We start from the raw sequence: 17653 nt of genomic DNA on the forward strand, positions 1-17653 counted from the left end.
AACTAGACGCCGCGCCCATTCAACCAGGTGCGCAGCTCGGAAAAATGCTCAATAGCCAATCGTGGCTGAAACTGGCGCAACGACTCCAGCGACTGAGCGCCATAACCCACCGCAACCGAATCCATACCTGCGTTGCGGGCCATCAGCAGATCGAATGACGCATCGCCGATCATCAACGAACGCTGCGGCGCAACATCACAATGCGCCATGATCTCGTTTAACATCAGCGGGTCCGGCTTGCTGGCGGTTTCGTCGGCAGCCCGGGTGGCATCGAAGTAATCGCCCCAGCCATTGGCTTGTAGCACCCGATCCAGCCCACGGCGCGCCTTGCCGGTAGCGACCGCCAGACGATAGCCGTCCTCGCGAAACGCTTGCATCGACTCCAGAACGCCCTCGAACAGCGGCGAAGGCACGTTATCCATTGCCATATAGCTGTCAGCATAGCGCTGCCGAAAGTCGACCACCTGATTGTCACTGATCTGCGGATAAAGGGTTCGAATCGCCTCGGGCAGACCCAGACCGATAATGCCCTTGATCGCCGGATCGTCACGAACTTCAAGATCAGTCTCGATAGCCGCGGTACGCATGGCCAGAACAATTCGCCCCACAGAGTCGGCCAGCGTGCCGTCCCAATCGAAAATCAACAGGTCGTAATTACGGCGCACTCAAACGCTCCACTGTCTTGGCCCACATTTCGTCCACAGGCGCCTGCACATTCAGTTTGCTGCCGTCGGGCATCGGTACCGTCAGCATATAGGCGTGCAGGAACAGACGCTTGCCGCCCAGATCACGAATCTCGCGACTGAAATTCTCGTCACCGTATTTGGTATCGCCTGCAATGGCGTGCCCCGCATGCAGCGTGTGCACGCGGATCTGGTGCGTGCGCCCGGTCACCGGCTTGGCTTCGACCATGGTGGCAAAGTCACCGAAACGACGCAGTACCTTGAAGATCGTCAGAGCCTCCTTGCCCTCTTCATTCACTTCGACCATGCGCTCGCCGGAGCGCAGATTGCTTTTCATCAGCGGCGCACGCACCTGTTTCTGAGCCGTTGCCCAGTTACCGCGGACGAGCGCCATGTAGCGCTTGTCGACGCCGTCGCCGCGCAGGGCTTCGTGCAGATGACGCAGCATGCTGCGTTTCTTGGCAATCATCAGCAGACCGGACGTGTCGCGATCGAGACGGTGCACCAGTTCGAGCTCCTTGGCATCCGGACGCAACTGACGAAATGCTTCGATTACCCCGAAACTCAGGCCGCTGCCGCCATGCACAGCGATACCCGCAGGCTTGTTGAGCACGATCAGCGCCTTGTCTTCGTAGACAATCGCAGCCTCGAGGCGCTGCAGCAGAGCCTGCGCAACCGGCACCGGCTCGTCGCGCTCAGGCACGCGTACAGGAGGAATGCGCACGATATCGCCTGCCTGCAACTTATACTCCGGCTTGATCCGCCCCTTGTTCACACGCACTTCGCCTTTGCGCAAAATGCGGTAAATCAAGGTTTTGGGCACACCCTTGAGATAAGTGATCAGAAAATTATCGATGCGTTGACCGGCAAGTTCCGGGGCAACCTCAACCAGCTGGACGCCGGGGGTTGGAGGGGCAATATTCGTCATGCCGCAAATGATAACAATTTTTTATGGATTTGAAGCACTTAATGATTGCTGCTATAGTCGCGAACGCCGCCAAAAGCGGCCGGACAGCGGACCAACGGTTGACAACCGGCCCTGACCAACGCAATTCACAAGGACGGGAGGCCGTCCTACGCAGTGTTCGGTGACAACGGAGCACGCTGAAAACGTAACGAGCGCAGGTGACATGAGGCCGGAAACACGCCTGACAGCAGAGCAGACAGCTCGCTGACGGTGCGGACAGTTCATGGCCAGTTCACAAAGTGCAGTCGCTTTCAGACGCTACGAGCGAATGCTTCGGGAACAACGCCTCAAGCCATGATGCGCGACCTTCCCTATCGAAGATCGCGGTAAATGCCAACCCGCTGCGGATTCTGCGCGCGGCAGCACCCGAATTATCAGGGATACGTGTAGGGTGGAGACGCACAACCATCGGACTGTGTAGCACAAGGCTTGTTCTAGACGCTTCATCTCGTCCGCTACCGATGGTCGATTCCTCCTCCTGACAAAGCTTTTGCTGAAAAGGGTGTCTTATGCCACCACAGCAAGCAGGAAACGTCGTCGCGACCCTCCGCCCCCTCTGGGCGAGGACCTCGCTAGACACTGGAGTGTCCAACCACTCCTGACGTGCCCTGACACCGACCGTGAGAAGTCGTGTGTGCCGAACGCCGTTTCCGGCAGCCCGGAAACCGACGGTACTACATGAAAAGAATGCTGATTAACGCAACTCAACCCGAAGAGTTGCGTGTTGCACTGGTAGACGGCCAGCGCCTCTACGACCTGGACATCGAGTCAGGTGCACGCGAGCAGAAGAAGGCCAACATCTATAAAGGCCGAATCACTCGCATCGAACCCAGCCTTGAGGCTGCCTTTGTCGATTTCGGCTCTGAGCGCCACGGCTTTCTGCCCCTCAAGGAAATCTCCCGCGAGTACTTCAAGAAAGCCCCTGAAGGCCGCGTCAACATCAAGGACGTCCTGAGCGAAGGCCAGGAAGTCATCGTTCAGGTCGAGAAAGAAGAGCGTGGCAACAAGGGCGCAGCCCTGACCACCTTCATCAGCCTTGCAGGCCGTTATCTGGTCCTGATGCCGAACAACCCTCGCGCCGGTGGCATCTCGCGCCGTATCGAAGGCGAAGAGCGCAACGAACTGCGTGAAGCCCTCAACGGCCTGATCGCTCCAGCCGACATGGGTCTGATCGTTCGTACTGCCGGCCTGGGCCGCAGCAGCGAGGAAATGCAGTGGGACCTCGATTACCTGCTGCAACTGTGGACCGCCATCAAGGAAGCGTCCCTGGACCGTTCGGCCCCTTTCCTGATCTATCAGGAAAGCAACGTCATCATCCGCGCCATCCGTGACTACCTGCGTCAGGATATCGGCGAAGTCCTGATCGACAGCGTCGAAGCCCAGGAAGAAGCCCTGACCTTCATCCGTCAGGTGATGCCGCAGTACGCCAGCAAGATCAAACTGTACGAAGACAGCGTTCCACTGTTCAACCGCTTCCAGATCGAAAGCCAGATCGAAACCGCCTTCCAGCGCGTGGTCGAACTGCCTTCCGGCGGCTCCATCGTCATCGATCCGACCGAAGCCCTGGTGTCCATCGACATCAACTCGGCGCGCGCCACCAAAGGCAGCGACATCGAAGAAACCGCCCTGCAGACCAACCTTGAAGCGGCTGAGGAAATCGCCCGTCAATTGCGTCTGCGCGACATCGGCGGCCTGATCGTCATCGACTTCATCGACATGACACCGGCCAAGAACCAGCGCGCCGTGGAAGAAAAAGTCCGCGAAAGCCTGGAAGCCGACCGCGCCCGCGTTCAGATCGGTCGCATTTCACGCTTCGGCCTACTGGAAATGTCCCGCCAGCGTCTGCGCCCATCGTTGGGCGAAAGCAGCGGCATCGTCTGCCCTCGTTGCAATGGCACCGGCATCATCCGTGACGTCGAATCGCTTTCTCTGGCCATTCTGCGCCTGATCGAAGAAGAAGCCCTGAAAGACCGCACTGCAGAAGTGCGCGCTCAGGTGCCGATCCCGGTCGCTGCGTTCCTGCTCAACGAGAAACGCAACTCGATCACCAAGATCGAACTGCGCACCCGTGCGCGCATCATCATCCTGCCGAACGACCAGCTGGAAACCCCGCACTTCGAAGTTCAGCGTCTGCGTGATGACAGCCCGGAAGCACACAACAGCCAGACCAGCTACGAAATCGCCGCGGCTGCAGCCGAAGTGGAAGAAATCGCCCCGCTGGCTGCCGCAACCCGCACTCTTGTTCGCCAGGAAGCAGCCGTCAAGACTGCACCTGCTCGTGCCAATGCGCCGGTTCCGGTTGAAGCCGTTGCGCCTGCCCCAACGCCTGCACCGGTCGCTCACGAGCCAAGCCTGTTCAAGGGCCTAGTGAAATCCCTGGTCAGCCTGTTCGCGACCAAGGAAGAGCCTGCCGCTCCGGTAGTGGTTGAAAAACCTGCTGCCGAACAGCGTCCGGCCCGTAACGAGGAACGCCGCAACGGTCGCCAACAGAGCCGTGGCCGTAACAACCGTCGTGACGAAGAGCGTAAGCCTCGTGAAGAACGCGCCCCCCGTGAAGAACGTGCCGAACGCGCGCCGCGCGAAGAGCGCGCCCCACGTGAGGAGCGTGCACCTCGTGAAGAACGTGCACCTCGTGAAGAGCGTACCGTTCGCGAACCGCGTGAAGCCCGCGAGGATTCAGCACCACGTGAAGAGCGTCCAGCCCGTACTTCCCGCGAGCGCAAGCCACGTGAAGCACGCGAAGATCGTCCGGTCCGCGAACTGCGCGAGCCTCTGGATGCAGCCCCTGCCGTAAACCTTGCTCGTGAAGAACGTCCTGAACGCGCACCACGCGAAGAACGCCAGCCGCGCGCGCCTCGCGAAGAACGTCAACCACGCGCCGAACAGGCCGCGGCTGCCGTGAGCGAAGAGGAAGTGCTGCTTAACGAAGAGCAGGTGAACGACGAGAACCAGGACGGCAACGACGGTAGCGAAGGCGACCGCCCTCGCCGCCGCTCCCGCGGTCAGCGTCGTCGCAGCAACCGTCGTGAGCGTCAACGTGATGCCAATGGCAACGTGATCGAAGGCTCTGAAGAAAACGGTTCCGAAGAAAACGGCTCGGCAGAAAATGCTGAACAAGGCAGCAGCGCCACCGATCTGTCGGCTGGTCTGGGATTCACCGCAGCAGCTGCGGCTGGCGGCGTGATCAGCGCCACAGCAGAAGCCGATGCACACCAGCAGGCCGAGCGAGCCAACAGCACTGCTGTAGACGCTCCAGCCGTAGAGTCTGCGCAGCAAGCGCCTGTTGCCGAAGCCAATACTGCCAAGGCACCGGAAGCTGACGCACCGGCAATTGAAGCATCCACTCCAGAAACTCCGGCAGCAGCAGAACCGGTCGTTGAAGTGCCTGCTGTTGAAGCGCCGGTTGCAGACGATGCGCCAGTCGCCAAACCGGCTCCGGAAGTGGAGGTTCAGCCTGCTGCGGTCGAAGCACCTGCCATTGCTGCGCAGACTGAGCTGTTCGAAGCGCCGCATGCCGAGCGCGTCGTGCCGTTCACACCAACGCCAGAGCCAGCGCCACAAGCGCCTGTCGAAGCAGCGGCTCATGAAGAAGTGCCAGCCACTGAATCTTCCGAACTGCCAACGCCTGCTGCTACTGCTGCCGAGCCTGTTGTCGTGAAGGAGGAGCCTGCTCCTTACGTCGCGCCCAAGGCCGTCGAAGAAGCAGCGCCTGCACCTGCAGAGCAACAACCTGTGATCGTGGAAACACCGGTCGCACCGGTCAGCAGCACCGGCCGTGCACCGAACGATCCTCGTGAAGTTCGTCGTCGCAAGCGTGAAGAAGAAGCACGCCGTCAGCAGGAAGCCGCTGCGGCCAGCACTCCAGTCATCGCCGAAGCAGCACCTGTTGCCGCTGAAGCAGAATCGGTCCAGCCTTCTCAGGCTATCGAGGAAAAGACTGAAGAAGCGGCGACTGAGCAACCAGCAGTCAAACCGCAACATGAAGCCGAGAAAGAAAACGAGCCTAAGCCACTCGTCTAACTCTGGCCCATGAAAAAGCCCCGCCTGTGCAAACAGGCGGGGCTTTTTTACGTCTGTGACTCAGGGAAATACATCGACTGCAGGAGCGGACCGGGCGACGCTTCGCTTGTCCGCGAACTGCCGGGAACCGGCAGCAAAACCAGCTGCCTCGGTGCACCAGATACAAGCAAGATGGCCGGTTTTGGGTCCGCTTCGCAGCCCATCGCGGACGAGTCCGCTCCTACATTTCCAAAGATCGCGGACGAGCAAAGCGTCGCCCGGTTTCACTATTAGGGTGGCAGTCAGACCTCAGTAGAGGTTCGGCTCCATTTCCAGCTCTACACCAAAACGCTCGACGATGTCGCTTTGGATGCGGCGCGCAAGGTTCAATAGCTGCAAGCCACTGGCCTGCCCGTAATTGACCAGTACCAGCGACTGGAGCTTATGCACGCCAGCGTCGCCGTCACGATAACCCTTCCAGCCAGCCTGCTCGATCAACCACCCCGCTGCCAGCTTTACCCGGCCATCGTCCTGCGGGTAGCCGACGACACCAGGGTGCTGCTGTTTGATCGTCGCGTACAGTTGGGCAGGGATAATCGGGTTTTTGAAGAAACTGCCGGCATTGCCCAGCACCGCCGGGTCAGGCAGCTTTTCACTGCGAATGGCGCAGATTGCCCGGCTGACATCGAAAGGCGTCGGTTTATCGATACCCAACTCGTCGAGACGCTGCCGAACCGGACCATATTCAAGGTGCAGATTGGCTATGCGGCTAAGCTTGAAGCGCACCCGCAGGATCAACCAGCGCGCGACCTGATGCTTGAACACGCTGTCGCGGTAGCCGAACGCACAGTCCTCCAGGGAAAACTCGCGCAATTCACCCGTTTCACGGTCCAGCGCAGTCAGGCTATGGAATATATCCTTGATCTCGACGCCATAAGCACCGATGTTCTGCATGGGTGCCGCCCCAACGGTGCCTGGAATGAGACTGAGGTTTTCCAGCCCCGCCAGCCCCAGTTCCAGACAGGACTGCACGAACGGATGCCAGGGCTCGCCAGCCTCTGCCTCGACAATCGACTCGAGACAGTCCTCATGCACGATGCGAATGCCGCGACTGGCCATGCGCAGCACCAATGACTGCACGTCACCGCTGAGCAGCAGGTTACTGCCACCGCCAATAACCAGCAGCGGTACATCGTACTCGACCGAATACGCCAGCGCCTCGCGAACATCGTCATCGCTATGCGCTTCGGCAAACAAGCGGGCCTGAACATCCACGCCAAAGGTGTTGAAAGGTTTGAGGGAAATCGCGGACTGCACCTGCAAGGTCATACTCTCGCCTTCCCGAACCACTGGACGAAGCGCATCAACCCTCCAGCAAGCGCCTTACGCGCTCCAGGTCTTCAGGCGTATCGACGCCACCGGGTGGCGCTTCAAGCGCGTCGGCAACGTGAATTCGCACGCCATTCCACAACGCACGCAGTTGCTCCAGGCTTTCGGTGTTTTCCAGCCAGCACGGACCCCAGCTAACGAAGTCATGAAGAAAGCCCGCACGATAGGCGTAAATACCGATATGACGACGATAAGGCACGCCAGCGGGCAACTCGTCCCTGTTTGCGGCCAGCGCGTCACGCGCCCAAGGCAACGGGGCACGGCTGAACGTCAGCGCCAGGCCGTTGATGTCTGTTGCGACCTTGACGATGTTCGGGTTGAACAACGCGGCCACATCGTCGATAGGCTCGGCCAGCGTAGACATGCCGGCTTCGGGGTGAGCCGCCAGGTTGGACGCCACCTGATCGATCACCGCAGGCGGGATCATCGGCTCGTCGCCTTGCACATTGACCACAATCGCATCAGCAGCCAGCCCCAGTTGCGCAGCCACCTCGGCCAGACGATCGGTGCCGGAATTGTGATCCTCGCGGGTCAGCAGCACTTCTGCACCAAAAGCCTGACAAGCCTCGACGATGCGCGCATCGTCGGTGGCAATCACCACACGCTCGGCGCTGCTTTTGCACGCCTGCTCCCAGACAAGCTGGACCATGGGCTTGCCAGCAATGGTTTTCAGTGGCTTGCCGGGGAAGCGGCTGGAGCCATAACGCGCAGGAATGACAACGGTGAACGCTGCTGTCATTTTTCCAGTCGCTCATCGGTGCTCAAGGTGCGCGCTTCGCTTTCGAGCATCACCGGGATGCCGTCGCGTACCGGGTAGGCAAGGCCTGCCCCTTTGCTGATCAGCTCGGTCTTGTCGGCGCTGAGCTTCAATGGTCCCTTGCACACAGGGCAAGCGAGGATATCGAGTAGTTTGGTGTCCATAGGAGATCCTGAAGCAATCATGGAGAGAGACGTAGCAGTTGCTCATCGAACCAGTCGACAAAAGCATCGGACGGTACTGCATCCACTGCCAGATACCACCAGTCATCGGCTGCAAAGGCACGACATTTCACCGCATCCTTCTCGGTCATGACCAAGGGCAATGCCGGTGTGAATGTCAGCGCCTGGGCACTGTAGACCGCATGGTCGGCGAACGCGTGAGCCACCGGCCGCCAGTGTAATCCTTCGAGGGTATTGAAGAAACGTTGAGGATTGCCGATTCCGGCGACCGCATGCAGCGCCTGCCCGGCCGGGAAATAATCCACCGGCTGACGTTCGTCACTGCGCAGATTGATCAGGGCTGACGGTTTGAGCATAAAGGCGTAGCCATCGTCGCGATCAGCCGTTGCGCCGTTGTAAAGCAAGGCGTCGACACTGCCTAGGCGCTCAACCGGCTCGCGCAATGGCCCGGCAGGCAGACAACGACGGTTGCCCAGCCCGCGGGCGGCATCGATCAGCACCAGCTCCAGATCGCGGGCCAGACGATAATGTTGCAGGCCATCGTCGGAAAGAATCAGATCCAGAGGCTCGGCAGCGAGCAGGGCCTGCACGGCGCGACTGCGATCCGGATCGATCATCAGCGGCACGCCACTGCGTTTGACGATGAGCAAAGGCTCATCGCCCGCCTCGCTGGCACTCTGGTCGGCCTTGACGCGCCACGGCAGGCTGGGAGGCTTGGCACCATAACCGCGACTGACGACACCGACACGCAGGCCACGACGACGGCAGTGCTCGATCATCCATAGGATCAGTGGCGTCTTGCCAGTGCCGCCGATGGTGATATTACCCACCACAATAACCGGCACCGGAGCGCGGTAGATAGTGCCCTCACCCGCCAGAAAACGCGCGCGCTTGCCCTCTACGACGCGCCGATAAAGGCCTTCGAGCGGACGCAAAAGCGCCAGCGCAGGGTGGCCCTTGTACCAGGCATCAAGCAAACGGTCGGTAAATGCCATCAGTTAGCCGGTGTGGCCTCGACAGTGGTCATGCGCAAATGGCTGAAACCCAGTTTACCCGCCGCATCCATGGCCGTAATCACCGATTGGTGCGGGGTCTTGCCGTCGGCACTGATCGACAACGGCAGGCTGGTATCGCCCGCCGACTCGCGTTGCAGCGCTTCGATCAGGGTTGCCAGATCGTTCTTGGGCAACAGTTGGTTGTTCAGCGAGAAGATCCCGTCGGCGTTGATGGCGATGTCCAGATGCTTAGCGCTGGCGTCCACCTCCGGCGTACCGGTGACCGCCTGTGGCAGATCCACCCGCAACTGGGTTTCACGGGTGAACGTGGTCGTCACGATGAAAAACAGCAGCAGGATGAACACCACATCAATCAGAGAGACCAGATTGATGTCGATGTTTTCCCGGGGTCTGCGACGGCGAAATTTCACTTCTTCTTGCCCCCGCCCGCTCTGGCCAGCGACTTGAGATCGATTTTGGCGTCGATCAGATCGACATCGCGGTCGCCCTGCACCACTTCAACCAGACGAATGGCCTGCTGCTCCATGCCGACCACCAGCTCATCGACGCGACTTTGCAGAAAGCGATGAAAGAAGATTGCCGGAATAGCCACGATAAGGCCCGACGCGGTACAGATCAGCGCCTTGGAGATACCACCGGCGAGTACACCGGCATTGGCCGTGGCCCCCGAACTGTTGAACGAGCCGAAAATATCGATCATGCCCAGCACCGTACCCAGCAAGCCAAGCAGCGGTGCCATGGCGGCAATCGAACCCAGCGCGCTCAGGTAGCGCTCCAGTTCATGGATAACCCGGGCGGCGGCTTCTTCGATGCATTCCTTCATGATCTCGCGACCGTGCCTGGAATTGGCCAGACCTGCGGCGAGAATTTCACCCAGAGGCGAGTCGGCACGCAGTTGCTTGAGCTTTTCGCCGTCGAGCTTCTTTTCCTGAATCCACTGCCAGACCTGTCCGAGCAGATGCGGCGGCGTGATACGGCTGGCACGCAGCGTCCACAGACGCTCGATGATAATGCCGGCAGCGGCGATGGAGCTCAAAATAATCGGCAGCATCATCCAGCCGCCAGATTTGACCAGTTCCCACACAGTGATCACTCCCTCGAAAAATTGGCGCCACTCTATCATAGGGTCGCCAAGTGCCGAACGCCGAGATCGATATCCCTTCACTCAGTCACGCCAGAAACGCCGTTGCGCGCGCTCTGCCTGCGGCGTGCCGAACGTACCCAGCCGCAGACTGACAGCGCCCAGCTCAGCGCTGTCATAACTGGCCATACCCAGCCATCGATAACGCGCCATAACCAACGGATGCGGGTGGCCGAAGGCATTGTTACGGCCACGGGAGATCAGCACGCCAACCGCTCCGACGGCCTGAAGAAATACTTTGGATGACGAGGTCCGGCTGCCGTGATGCGGGGACTGCAACCAATGGGCGCGAAGGTCGAAACCGCTGGCGATTGCCGCACGTTCCGCGTCGACGTCGATATCACCCGTCAGCAGCAGACGCTCGCCCCCGGCGTCGACACTCAACATGCAGGATGCGGGATTGCCATCAGGCCCCTGCTCCCAGCGCCAGGTGGAGAACACCACCCCATCCCACTCCCAGCGCGCATCGCTCTCACACAAGCGCGCGTCGAGTTGCGGCGCGAGCCTGGCCAGCTCACCGCCCAGTACACGGTCAACCGGAAATGCCTGATGAACCGCCGCTGCGCCCCCGGCATGATCGGAGTCGGCGTGACTGATCAACATCAGGTCCAGATGACGCACACCGGCCTTGCGCATGGCGGGCACGACCACACGCTGACCGATATCGAACTCACCGAAACGTGGACCTGCGTCGTACAAGAGCGTGTGATTTCGAGTGCGCAGGAGAATGGCCAGGCCCTGCCCCACGTCCAGCTGCAATACTTCTACCTGGCCTGCAGGCACTGAGTCGAGCGGCGGAAAAACGCACAACAACAGCAATGGCCAACCCAGCGGACGCATCGGCACGCCTTTGGGCAGTAATAAAATGAAGGCCCCGAGCAGACTAAGCAGCCACGCCCAGCCCGGCATTGCACTGGGCAACCAGGCGGGCAAGACTGCGGCAACCCAGCCGAGAAACATAAACAGCCACTCCAGCGCTCCTCCGGCCAGCCAGAGCAAGCCTTCGCCCACAACAGGCACCGGCAGCAGCAGTGTTCCAAGCAACGCAGGCGGCAGGACGATCAAGCTGACCCAAGGCACAGCCAGCAAATTGGCAAACGGACCGCTGAGGCTGATCGGCAGGTTCAGCGCCAGCAGAATAGGCAGCAAGCCAATTGCGATCAGCCACTGCGCACGCGTCCAGCTTTGCCACCAATTCCAGGCACCGAGACGTCCACTGAAAATCAGCACCAGAATGCCAACCGCCGCGAAAGACAGCCAGAACCCCGGCTGCAGTGTCACCAGCGGCTCGAAAATCAGCACCGCGTTGAATGACAGTAACAACGGCCAGACAACGCCCAGGTGCCGAAAGCGCAAACGCCACAGCAGCACCATCGCGACCATCACACAGGCACGCCGTACCGGCACCTCGAAACCGGCCAGCAGCCCGTAACCCAGCGCAGCGATGAACGCCAGCGCACAGGCACAAGGCAGCCAGGGTAAAGCCCGTGGCCACAGCCCCCAGCGTGCAAGGCCTGCGACCAGCGCGTAAATCACCCCGGCCAGCAAACCGATATGCTGGCCGGAAATCACCAGCAGATGCACCGTGCCGGTGTCCTGCAGCACCTGCCAATCGGTGCTCGACAATCCGGAGCCATCGCCCAGCACCAGCGCCGCCAAGCCGCCCTCTCTGCCCTGCGCATCGACCGCCAGCAAGCGCTGACGAATAAGGTCGCGCCACGCCCCGCGCGCAGGTGTCAGCAGTTGACCATCCACCACCGTACCGGTGGCACCGATGCGCTGCGCCAACAGCCAGGCTTCGTAATCAAAAGCATCAGGATTGACCAGCCCGGCCGGCCGCTTGAGTTTGACCGCCATGCGCCAGCGCTCACCGCTGTTGACCTGCGGACCGCCGTACCACGCCACCCGGATGCGTGCAGGCAATATCGCCCTGCGCGACCTTGCCCCCTCCAGTTCGAAACGCACCACGCCCTCGGCGACACTGGGCAAACCGACCACCTTGCCTTGCAGCCACAGCGTCTGACCGTCCAGACGATGAACCAGACGGTCATTCAACGCCCACTGCGCAGAAACACACGCCCAGGTAAAACCGAGCAGGAACAGCGCCAGTGGATAGGTACGAAACGGTAGCAGCATCAACGCCAGTATCGGCATCAGCAGCAACAGCCAGGTCGGCGGCAAAGCAGGCAGAAAGCGTAAGGCCACAAGCCCCGACGCGAGCGCGATCATCCCTGTGCGCATGGTGATTCCTTGAAGCGGAAAGCTTCAAGGATCAGCGCAATATGGAAATGTCGGAAGTGATGGTGTGTTGCAAAACCTGAACAGCCGGTCTCGGCAGACAGGCGACCCGCCAGGCTGGCGGGTCGCAAAGCATGTGTTACTGACGCATACCGCGCCCGCTCACCAGCAACCGTGCGCAGCCGAAGTACAGCACAAACGTTGCCACGATCATGAACGCCAGGGCGATGCTGATCTTGATGTCGGAGACGCCCAGAATGCCGTAGCGGAAGGCATTGACCATGTGCAGGACCGGGTTGGCCAGCGACACGGTCTGCCAGAACGGCGGCAACAGGTTGATCGAGTAGAACACGCCACCCAGATAGGTCAGCGGGGTCAGGACGAAGGTCGGGATGATCGAGATGTCATCGAAGTTGCGCGCGAACACTGCGTTGATGAAGCCCAGCAGCGAGAAGATGGTGGCGGTCAACACCACCACTAGGATGGTTACACCCAAGTGATGCACTTGCAGGTCGGTGAAAAACATCGACAGCATGGTGACGATGAAACCGACCATCAGACCACGCAACACACCGCCCAGGGTGTAACCGACCAGAATGGTGTGCGGCGAGACCGGCGAGACCATCAGTTCTTCGATGGAGTGCTGAAACTTGGCACCGAAGAAGCTCGAGACCACGTTGCCGTAGGAGTTGGTGATCACCGACATCATGATCAGCCCCGGCACGATGTACTGCATGTAGGTAAAGCCGCCCATGTCGCCGATCTGACGACCGATCAGGTTACCGAAGATCACGAAGTACAGAACCATGGTGATCGCAGGCGGCAGCAGGGTCTGCGGCCAGATCCGCATGAAGCGATGGACCTCGCGGTAAACGATGGTCTTCAGGGCAATCAGGTTGGGGCGCAACTCGCCGCTCTGCACGGTCATAGCGCCACCTTCGCAAGGTTTTTTTCCACCAGGGACACAAACAACTCCTCAAGGCGATTGGATTTATTGCGCAGGCTCAAGACTTCGATGTTCTGGAAAGCGAGCTGGCTAAAGAGCGCGGTGATGCCGACATTCTTGTCGACCTGAACTTCCAGGGTGTGGCTGTCGAGCAAACGACAAGGGAAACCGGGCAGCTGCGGCGCGGTCTGCCAGGACGCCTTCAGATCCAGCACGAAGGTTTCGACAGTCAGGGTGCTGAGCAATTGCTTCATGCCGGTGTTCTGCACGATCACCCCGTGGTCGATAATGCCGATGTTGCGGCACAGCTGCTCGGCCTCTTCCAGGTAGTGCGTGGTGAGGATGATGGTGATGCCTTTTTGATTCAGTTCGGTCAGGAACGTCCACATCGAACGGCGCAACTCGATGTCCACACCAGCAGTGGGCTCATCGAGGATCAGCAGACGCGGCTCATGAATCAGCGCACGGGCGATCATCAAGCGCCGTTTCATACCACCTGACAGCGACCGTGAAGGCACGTCGCGCTTGTCCCAAAGGCCCAGTTGAGTCAGGTACTGCTCGGCGCGCTCCTTGGCGATCTTTGCCGGGATGCCGTAGTAACCCGCCTGGGTGACGACGATGTCGAAGGTCTTCTCGAACTGGTTGAAGTTGAACTCCTGCGGCACCACGCCAATGGAACGCTTGAGCGCAGCGGGCTCGCGATCCAGATCGTGACCGAAGATGTTCACCGTTCCGCTGGTCTTGTTGACCAGCGTCGAGATGATACCGATGGTGGTGGACTTGCCTGCACCATTAGGGCCAAGCAAAGCGAAGAAATCACCCTCGGCCACGTCCAGATCAATGCCACTCAAGGCCTGGAAACCGTTGCCGTAGGTTTTGGTTAGCTGCCGAATGGACAGAGCGGAAGACATATCGGAAAGAGTACTCATCAGGAAAAAGGAATGAAGCTGACCGGGAACACACGCCTGTCATGACGACCCAGGCGTGCAATGGTGCTCGGCTGGGTCATTCAAGTACAGACACATCTGTTAATAGTAAATATCAAGAGCCGGACATGAGCCCGATCAACTGTTTTAAATGCTCAGACTGCATGCTCAGGTCAGCGGACTCATGACGGCCTTGCGATACGCCGGACGCGTCTTGAGGCGTTCATACCAGGCTTGGAGGTGGGGCAGCGGCGGACGTTCAATCGGCATTTCGAACCAGCCGTAAGCGAAGCACCCCAAGGGAATGTCGCCCATGCCAAAAGCTTCGCCGGACAGGTAAGGCTGGCGAGACAGGGCCTCATCGGCGACCAGCAGCAGACTGTGCAGGGTCTTGATGCCTTGCTCGATGGACGGCCAGTCCTGTTTCTCGGGCGGGGTGCGTACCACGCCCCAGAATACCGGGCTGAACGGGGCCGCGATGGTCGAGGAGGTCCAGTCCATCCACTTGTCTGCGTTGGCGCGAGCCTGAAGGTCAGTGGGGTATAAGTCCGAGTCCGGGGCATGGCGGGCGGCCAGATAGCGTACGATCGCGTTCGACTCCCAAAGCACGAAGTCGCCGTCTTCAATCATGGGAATCCGGCCATTGGGGTTTTTCGCGCGGTAAGCTGCTTCATTGACCAGCCCGAATGCCCCACCGGCGTCCTGCGTCTCGTAGGGCACGCCCACTTCTTCGGCAATCCAGAGTGCCTTGCGCACATTGCTGGAATTCTTCCGTCCCCATATCTTGAGCATTGCGTTCCCCTCGCAGTCGCTGATAAATAAAGGCTCACAGTCTACCCCGAAGCGGCGGCAACTTCCTCGTCAACCAGGGGTCACTATCGATGTCGCCTCACCACTGCCCGGCGACCAGTTCTTGATCGCTGCCACGGCGGCGGTCATCACGGAGGAATACCTATGCTGTTGTTGTGGATTGTAGTGCTGGTCGTCGGCATTGCCTGGCTGGCCCATCGGCGTACCGCCCCGCTCCCGGCGCTTGGCGTGGTAGCCGTCTACCTGCTGGCCATGGGCATTTTCAGCCACGCGCCAGGATGGCTGCTGACTGTTTTCTGGGTGCTGTGGCTGGCAGTGTTCGTACCTGTTGTGCTGCCCGACCTGCGCCGCAAGCACTTCACTGCGCCCATGTTCAGCTGGTTTCAGAAAGTGCTGCCGCCCATGTCGGAAACCGAGCGCGATGCGATTGACGCCGGTACGGTCTGGTGGGATGGCGAGCTGTTCAGCGGTCGCCCGGACTGGGACAAGCTGCTGGCCTATCCAAAAGTCCAGCTCACCGAAGAAGAACAGGCCTTTATCGACGGGCCGACCGAAGAACTCTGCGCGATGGTCAGCGACTGGGAAATCGGTCAGGCCATGGACCTGCCGCCTGAAGCCTGGGCGCACATGAAAGAGCACGGGTTCTTTGCCCTGATCATTCCGAAAGAATTCGGTGGCAAGGGCTTCTCGGCCTACGCCCACTCTCAGGTGGCCATGAAACTGGCCACCCGCAGCGGCGACCTGGCCTCCACCGTGATGGTGCCCAACTCCCTCGGCCCTGCTGAATTGCTGCTGCATTACGGCACCGACGAACAGCGCAACCATTACCTGCCACGTCTGGCACGTGGCGAAGATATCCCCTGCTTCGCGCTGACGGGTCCATTGGCAGGTTCCGATGCCGGCGCGATGCCCGACACCGGGGTTATCTGCAAAGGTCAGTGGCAAGGCGAGGAAGTCATCGGCCTGCGCCTGACCTGGGAAAAGCGCTACATCACCCTTGGCCCGGTCGCCACCCTGCTCGGCTTGGCTTTCAAGGCTTACGACCCTGAGCACTTGCTCGGCGAAGAGGAAGATCTCGGCATCAGCCTTGCATTGATTCCGACCGACACGCCAGGCGTTGAAATCGGCCGTCGCCACTTGCCGCTGGGCGCAGCGTTCATGAACGGCCCGAATTCAGGCAAGGACGTCTTTGTTCCGCTGAGCTACCTGATCGGCGGCCAGCCAATGCTCGGCAAAGGCTGGATGATGCTGATGAACTGCCTGTCGGTGGGACGTTCGATTTCGCTGCCCGCGGTCGGCACCGGCGCTGCCAAGTACACCAGCCTGGTCACCGGCCAGTACGCCAAGGTACGCGAGCAATTCAATGTGCCGCTGTCGGCGTTCGAAGGTATTCAGGAAGCGCTGGCGCGCATCGGCGGCAACGCCTGGTTGATGGACAGCGCGCGCATGCTGACCGCCAATGCGGTCGATCTGGGAGAAAAACCCTCGGTGCTCTCCGCGATCCTCAAATACCACCTGACCGAGCGTGGCCGCGAATGTATCGGTCACGCCATGGATGTGCATGGCGGCAAGGGCATCATCATGGGCCCAAACAACTACCTGGGCCGCAACTGGCAAGGCGCGCCGATTTTCATCACCGTTGAAGGGGCGAATATCCTTTCACGTAACCTGATGATCTTCGGCCAGGGTGCCATTCGCTGCCATCCATTCGTGCTCAAGGAAATGGCCTTGGCCGGTCGCGAAGACAAGCAGCAGGCGCTGCTCGAGTTTGACGCGCTCCTGCTCAAGCACATCGGTTTTGCGGTGAGCAACGCCGCCAGCACCCTGATTCTTAATCTGGGCTTTGGCCATTTTGAAAGAGCACCGGGCAACAGCCTGAGCCAAGGCTACTTCCGCGCGTTGAACCGTCAGGCAGCAGCTTTCGCGATGTTGGCGGACTTGAGCATGATGCTGCTGGGCGGCGAGTTGAAACGCCGCGAACGCCTGTCGGCGCGTCTGGGGGATGTGCTCAGTCATATGTATCTGGCTTCGGCGGCACTCAAGCGCTACCACGATCTTGGCTCGCCAGATCACATGAGCCCGCTGTTTCGCTGGGCCATGGAAGAAAGTCTGGGCCATTCGGAACGTGCCATGGACGAAATCCTCGGCAACTTCCCTAACCGTGTGCTGGGTGGGCTGTTGCGTGCAGTGGTGTTCCCGTTCGGTCGTCGCCACAAGGGCCCTTCGGACAAGCTGGACGCCGAAGTTGCACAGGTGCTGGGCCGCGCCAAGGGCGATCCGACGCTGGAAGAGTTGCTCGCAGGCTGCTATCGCCCGCAATCGGCAGAAGATCCGGTCGGCGCGCTGCAACATGCCATCGACTTGCTGACTACTGCATATCCGTTGCACAAGAAGCTGCAAACGGCGCTCAAGAGTGGTCAGATCAAACCGGCCGCAGGCGAGCATGCCATCGACGCTGCGTTGCGCATCGGTGTATTGCAGGCAGAAGAGGCACAGACACTGCGTACAGCCGAAGCCGCCCGTCGCAAGGTGATCGACGTGGATGATTTCGACAAGGAAGAACTGACCCTGGCAGCGGGCAAGATTCGCTGACGTTCAA

The 17653-nt window shown here is 60.1% G+C and carries 14 protein-coding genes; 2 read left to right on the plus strand and 12 right to left on the minus strand.

Features of this window, described 5'->3' with window-relative positions:
* Window positions 1–2 precede the first annotated feature (2 nt).
* Window positions 3–665 carry an HAD-IA family hydrolase gene (locus RYA97_RS18285; protein WP_016981656.1) on the minus strand — a complete coding sequence of 221 codons (663 nt, stop codon included), beginning with the start codon at window positions 663–665 and terminating at the stop codon, window positions 3–5.
* Window positions 655–1611, minus strand: coding sequence for a 23S rRNA pseudouridine(955/2504/2580) synthase RluC (rluC, locus tag RYA97_RS18290; protein ID WP_002552683.1), 957 nt, complete (start codon window positions 1609–1611; stop codon window positions 655–657). Before rluC ends, RYA97_RS18285 begins: the two co-directional genes overlap by 11 nt.
* Window positions 1612–2337: 726 nt before the next feature.
* Here rluC and rne point away from each other — a divergent pair.
* Window positions 2338–5670 (plus strand): ribonuclease E, encoded by a 3333-nt coding sequence (rne, locus tag RYA97_RS18295; RefSeq protein ID WP_162882956.1) that lies wholly within the window; start codon window positions 2338–2340, stop codon window positions 5668–5670.
* A 288-nt stretch (window positions 5671–5958) separates the two neighbouring features.
* Here rne and murB read toward each other — a convergent pair whose 3' ends face one another.
* The 10 genes from murB to RYA97_RS18345 all read right to left on the minus strand — a co-directional run bounded on the left by murB (window position 5959) and on the right by RYA97_RS18345 (window position 15036).
* Window positions 5959–6978, minus strand: coding sequence for a UDP-N-acetylmuramate dehydrogenase (gene murB / locus RYA97_RS18300; RefSeq protein ID WP_117140498.1), 1020 nt, complete (start codon window positions 6976–6978; stop codon window positions 5959–5961).
* 34 nt (window positions 6979–7012) lie between these two features.
* On the minus strand, window positions 7013–7777 hold the full coding sequence (gene kdsB, locus RYA97_RS18305) for a 3-deoxy-manno-octulosonate cytidylyltransferase (protein ID WP_004657844.1): 765 nt from the start codon (window positions 7775–7777) through the stop codon (window positions 7013–7015).
* Window positions 7774–7959 carry a Trm112 family protein gene (locus RYA97_RS18310; RefSeq protein WP_002552679.1) on the minus strand — a complete coding sequence of 62 codons (186 nt, stop codon included), beginning with the start codon at window positions 7957–7959 and terminating at the stop codon, window positions 7774–7776. The genes kdsB and RYA97_RS18310 overlap by 4 nt, the downstream gene beginning before the upstream one ends.
* Before the next feature lie 17 nt (window positions 7960–7976).
* Window positions 7977–8972: a tetraacyldisaccharide 4'-kinase gene (gene lpxK / locus RYA97_RS18315; RefSeq protein WP_117140499.1), complete on the minus strand. Its 996-nt coding sequence runs from the start codon at window positions 8970–8972 to the stop codon at window positions 7977–7979.
* Window positions 8972–9403, minus strand: a complete 432-nt coding sequence (locus RYA97_RS18320; RefSeq protein ID WP_002552677.1) for an ExbD/TolR family protein — start codon at window positions 9401–9403, stop codon at window positions 8972–8974. Before RYA97_RS18320 ends, lpxK begins: the two co-directional genes overlap by 1 nt.
* Window positions 9400–10077, minus strand: a complete 678-nt coding sequence (locus RYA97_RS18325) for a MotA/TolQ/ExbB proton channel family protein (RefSeq protein WP_002552676.1) — start codon at window positions 10075–10077, stop codon at window positions 9400–9402. Before RYA97_RS18325 ends, RYA97_RS18320 begins: the two co-directional genes overlap by 4 nt.
* An 81-nt stretch (window positions 10078–10158) precedes the next feature.
* A complete protein-coding gene (locus RYA97_RS18330) occupies window positions 10159–12375 on the minus strand; it encodes a DNA internalization-related competence protein ComEC/Rec2 (protein WP_117140500.1) in 2217 nt (738 codons plus the stop codon).
* A 136-nt stretch (window positions 12376–12511) separates the two neighbouring features.
* Entirely contained in the window at window positions 12512–13300 is a 789-nt protein-coding gene (locus RYA97_RS18335) for an ABC transporter permease (RefSeq protein ID WP_058401669.1), read from the minus strand.
* Complete coding sequence (locus RYA97_RS18340; RefSeq protein ID WP_002552672.1) at window positions 13297–14229, minus strand: ABC transporter ATP-binding protein; 933 nt, start codon at window positions 14227–14229, stop codon at window positions 13297–13299. Before RYA97_RS18340 ends, RYA97_RS18335 begins: the two co-directional genes overlap by 4 nt.
* 183 nt (window positions 14230–14412) lie before the next feature.
* Window positions 14413–15036 carry a glutathione S-transferase gene (locus tag RYA97_RS18345; protein WP_010202220.1) on the minus strand — a complete coding sequence of 208 codons (624 nt, stop codon included), beginning with the start codon at window positions 15034–15036 and terminating at the stop codon, window positions 14413–14415.
* Window positions 15037–15198: 162 nt separating this feature from the next.
* Between RYA97_RS18345 and RYA97_RS18350 the strand changes: the two genes are divergently transcribed.
* Complete coding sequence (locus RYA97_RS18350; protein WP_011168129.1) at window positions 15199–17646, plus strand: acyl-CoA dehydrogenase; 2448 nt, start codon at window positions 15199–15201, stop codon at window positions 17644–17646.
* Window positions 17647–17653: the final 7 nt, after the last annotated feature.

This window comes from Pseudomonas syringae group sp. 26L6 (assembly GCF_032587815.1).
Taxonomy (GTDB): Bacteria; Pseudomonadota; Gammaproteobacteria; order Pseudomonadales; family Pseudomonadaceae; genus Aquipseudomonas; species Aquipseudomonas amygdali.

Bases quoted from the DNA above. Each gene is read 5' to 3' on its own strand.
- rne (WP_162882956.1), top strand. From the start codon at position 2,338: ATGCTGATTAACGCAACTCAACCCGAAGAGTTGCGTGTTGCACTGGTA.
- RYA97_RS18350 (WP_011168129.1), top strand. From the start codon at position 15,199: ATGCTGTTGTTGTGGATTGTAGTGCTGGTCGTCGGCATTGCCTGGCTG.
- rluC (WP_002552683.1), bottom strand. From the start codon at position 1,611: ATGACGAATATTGCCCCTCCAACCCCCGGCGTCCAGCTGGTTGAGGTT.
- RYA97_RS18345 (WP_010202220.1), bottom strand. From the start codon at position 15,036: ATGCTCAAGATATGGGGACGGAAGAATTCCAGCAATGTGCGCAAGGCA.
- lpxK (WP_117140499.1), bottom strand. From the start codon at position 8,972: ATGGCATTTACCGACCGTTTGCTTGATGCCTGGTACAAGGGCCACCCT.
- RYA97_RS18330 (WP_117140500.1), bottom strand. From the start codon at position 12,375: ATGCGCACAGGGATGATCGCGCTCGCGTCGGGGCTTGTGGCCTTACGC.
- RYA97_RS18335 (WP_058401669.1), bottom strand. From the start codon at position 13,300: ATGACCGTGCAGAGCGGCGAGTTGCGCCCCAACCTGATTGCCCTGAAG.
- RYA97_RS18310 (WP_002552679.1), bottom strand. From the start codon at position 7,959: ATGGACACCAAACTACTCGATATCCTCGCTTGCCCTGTGTGCAAGGGA.
- kdsB (WP_004657844.1), bottom strand. From the start codon at position 7,777: ATGACAGCAGCGTTCACCGTTGTCATTCCTGCGCGTTATGGCTCCAGC.
- RYA97_RS18340 (WP_002552672.1), bottom strand. From the start codon at position 14,229: ATGTCTTCCGCTCTGTCCATTCGGCAGCTAACCAAAACCTACGGCAAC.
- murB (WP_117140498.1), bottom strand. From the start codon at position 6,978: ATGACCTTGCAGGTGCAGTCCGCGATTTCCCTCAAACCTTTCAACACC.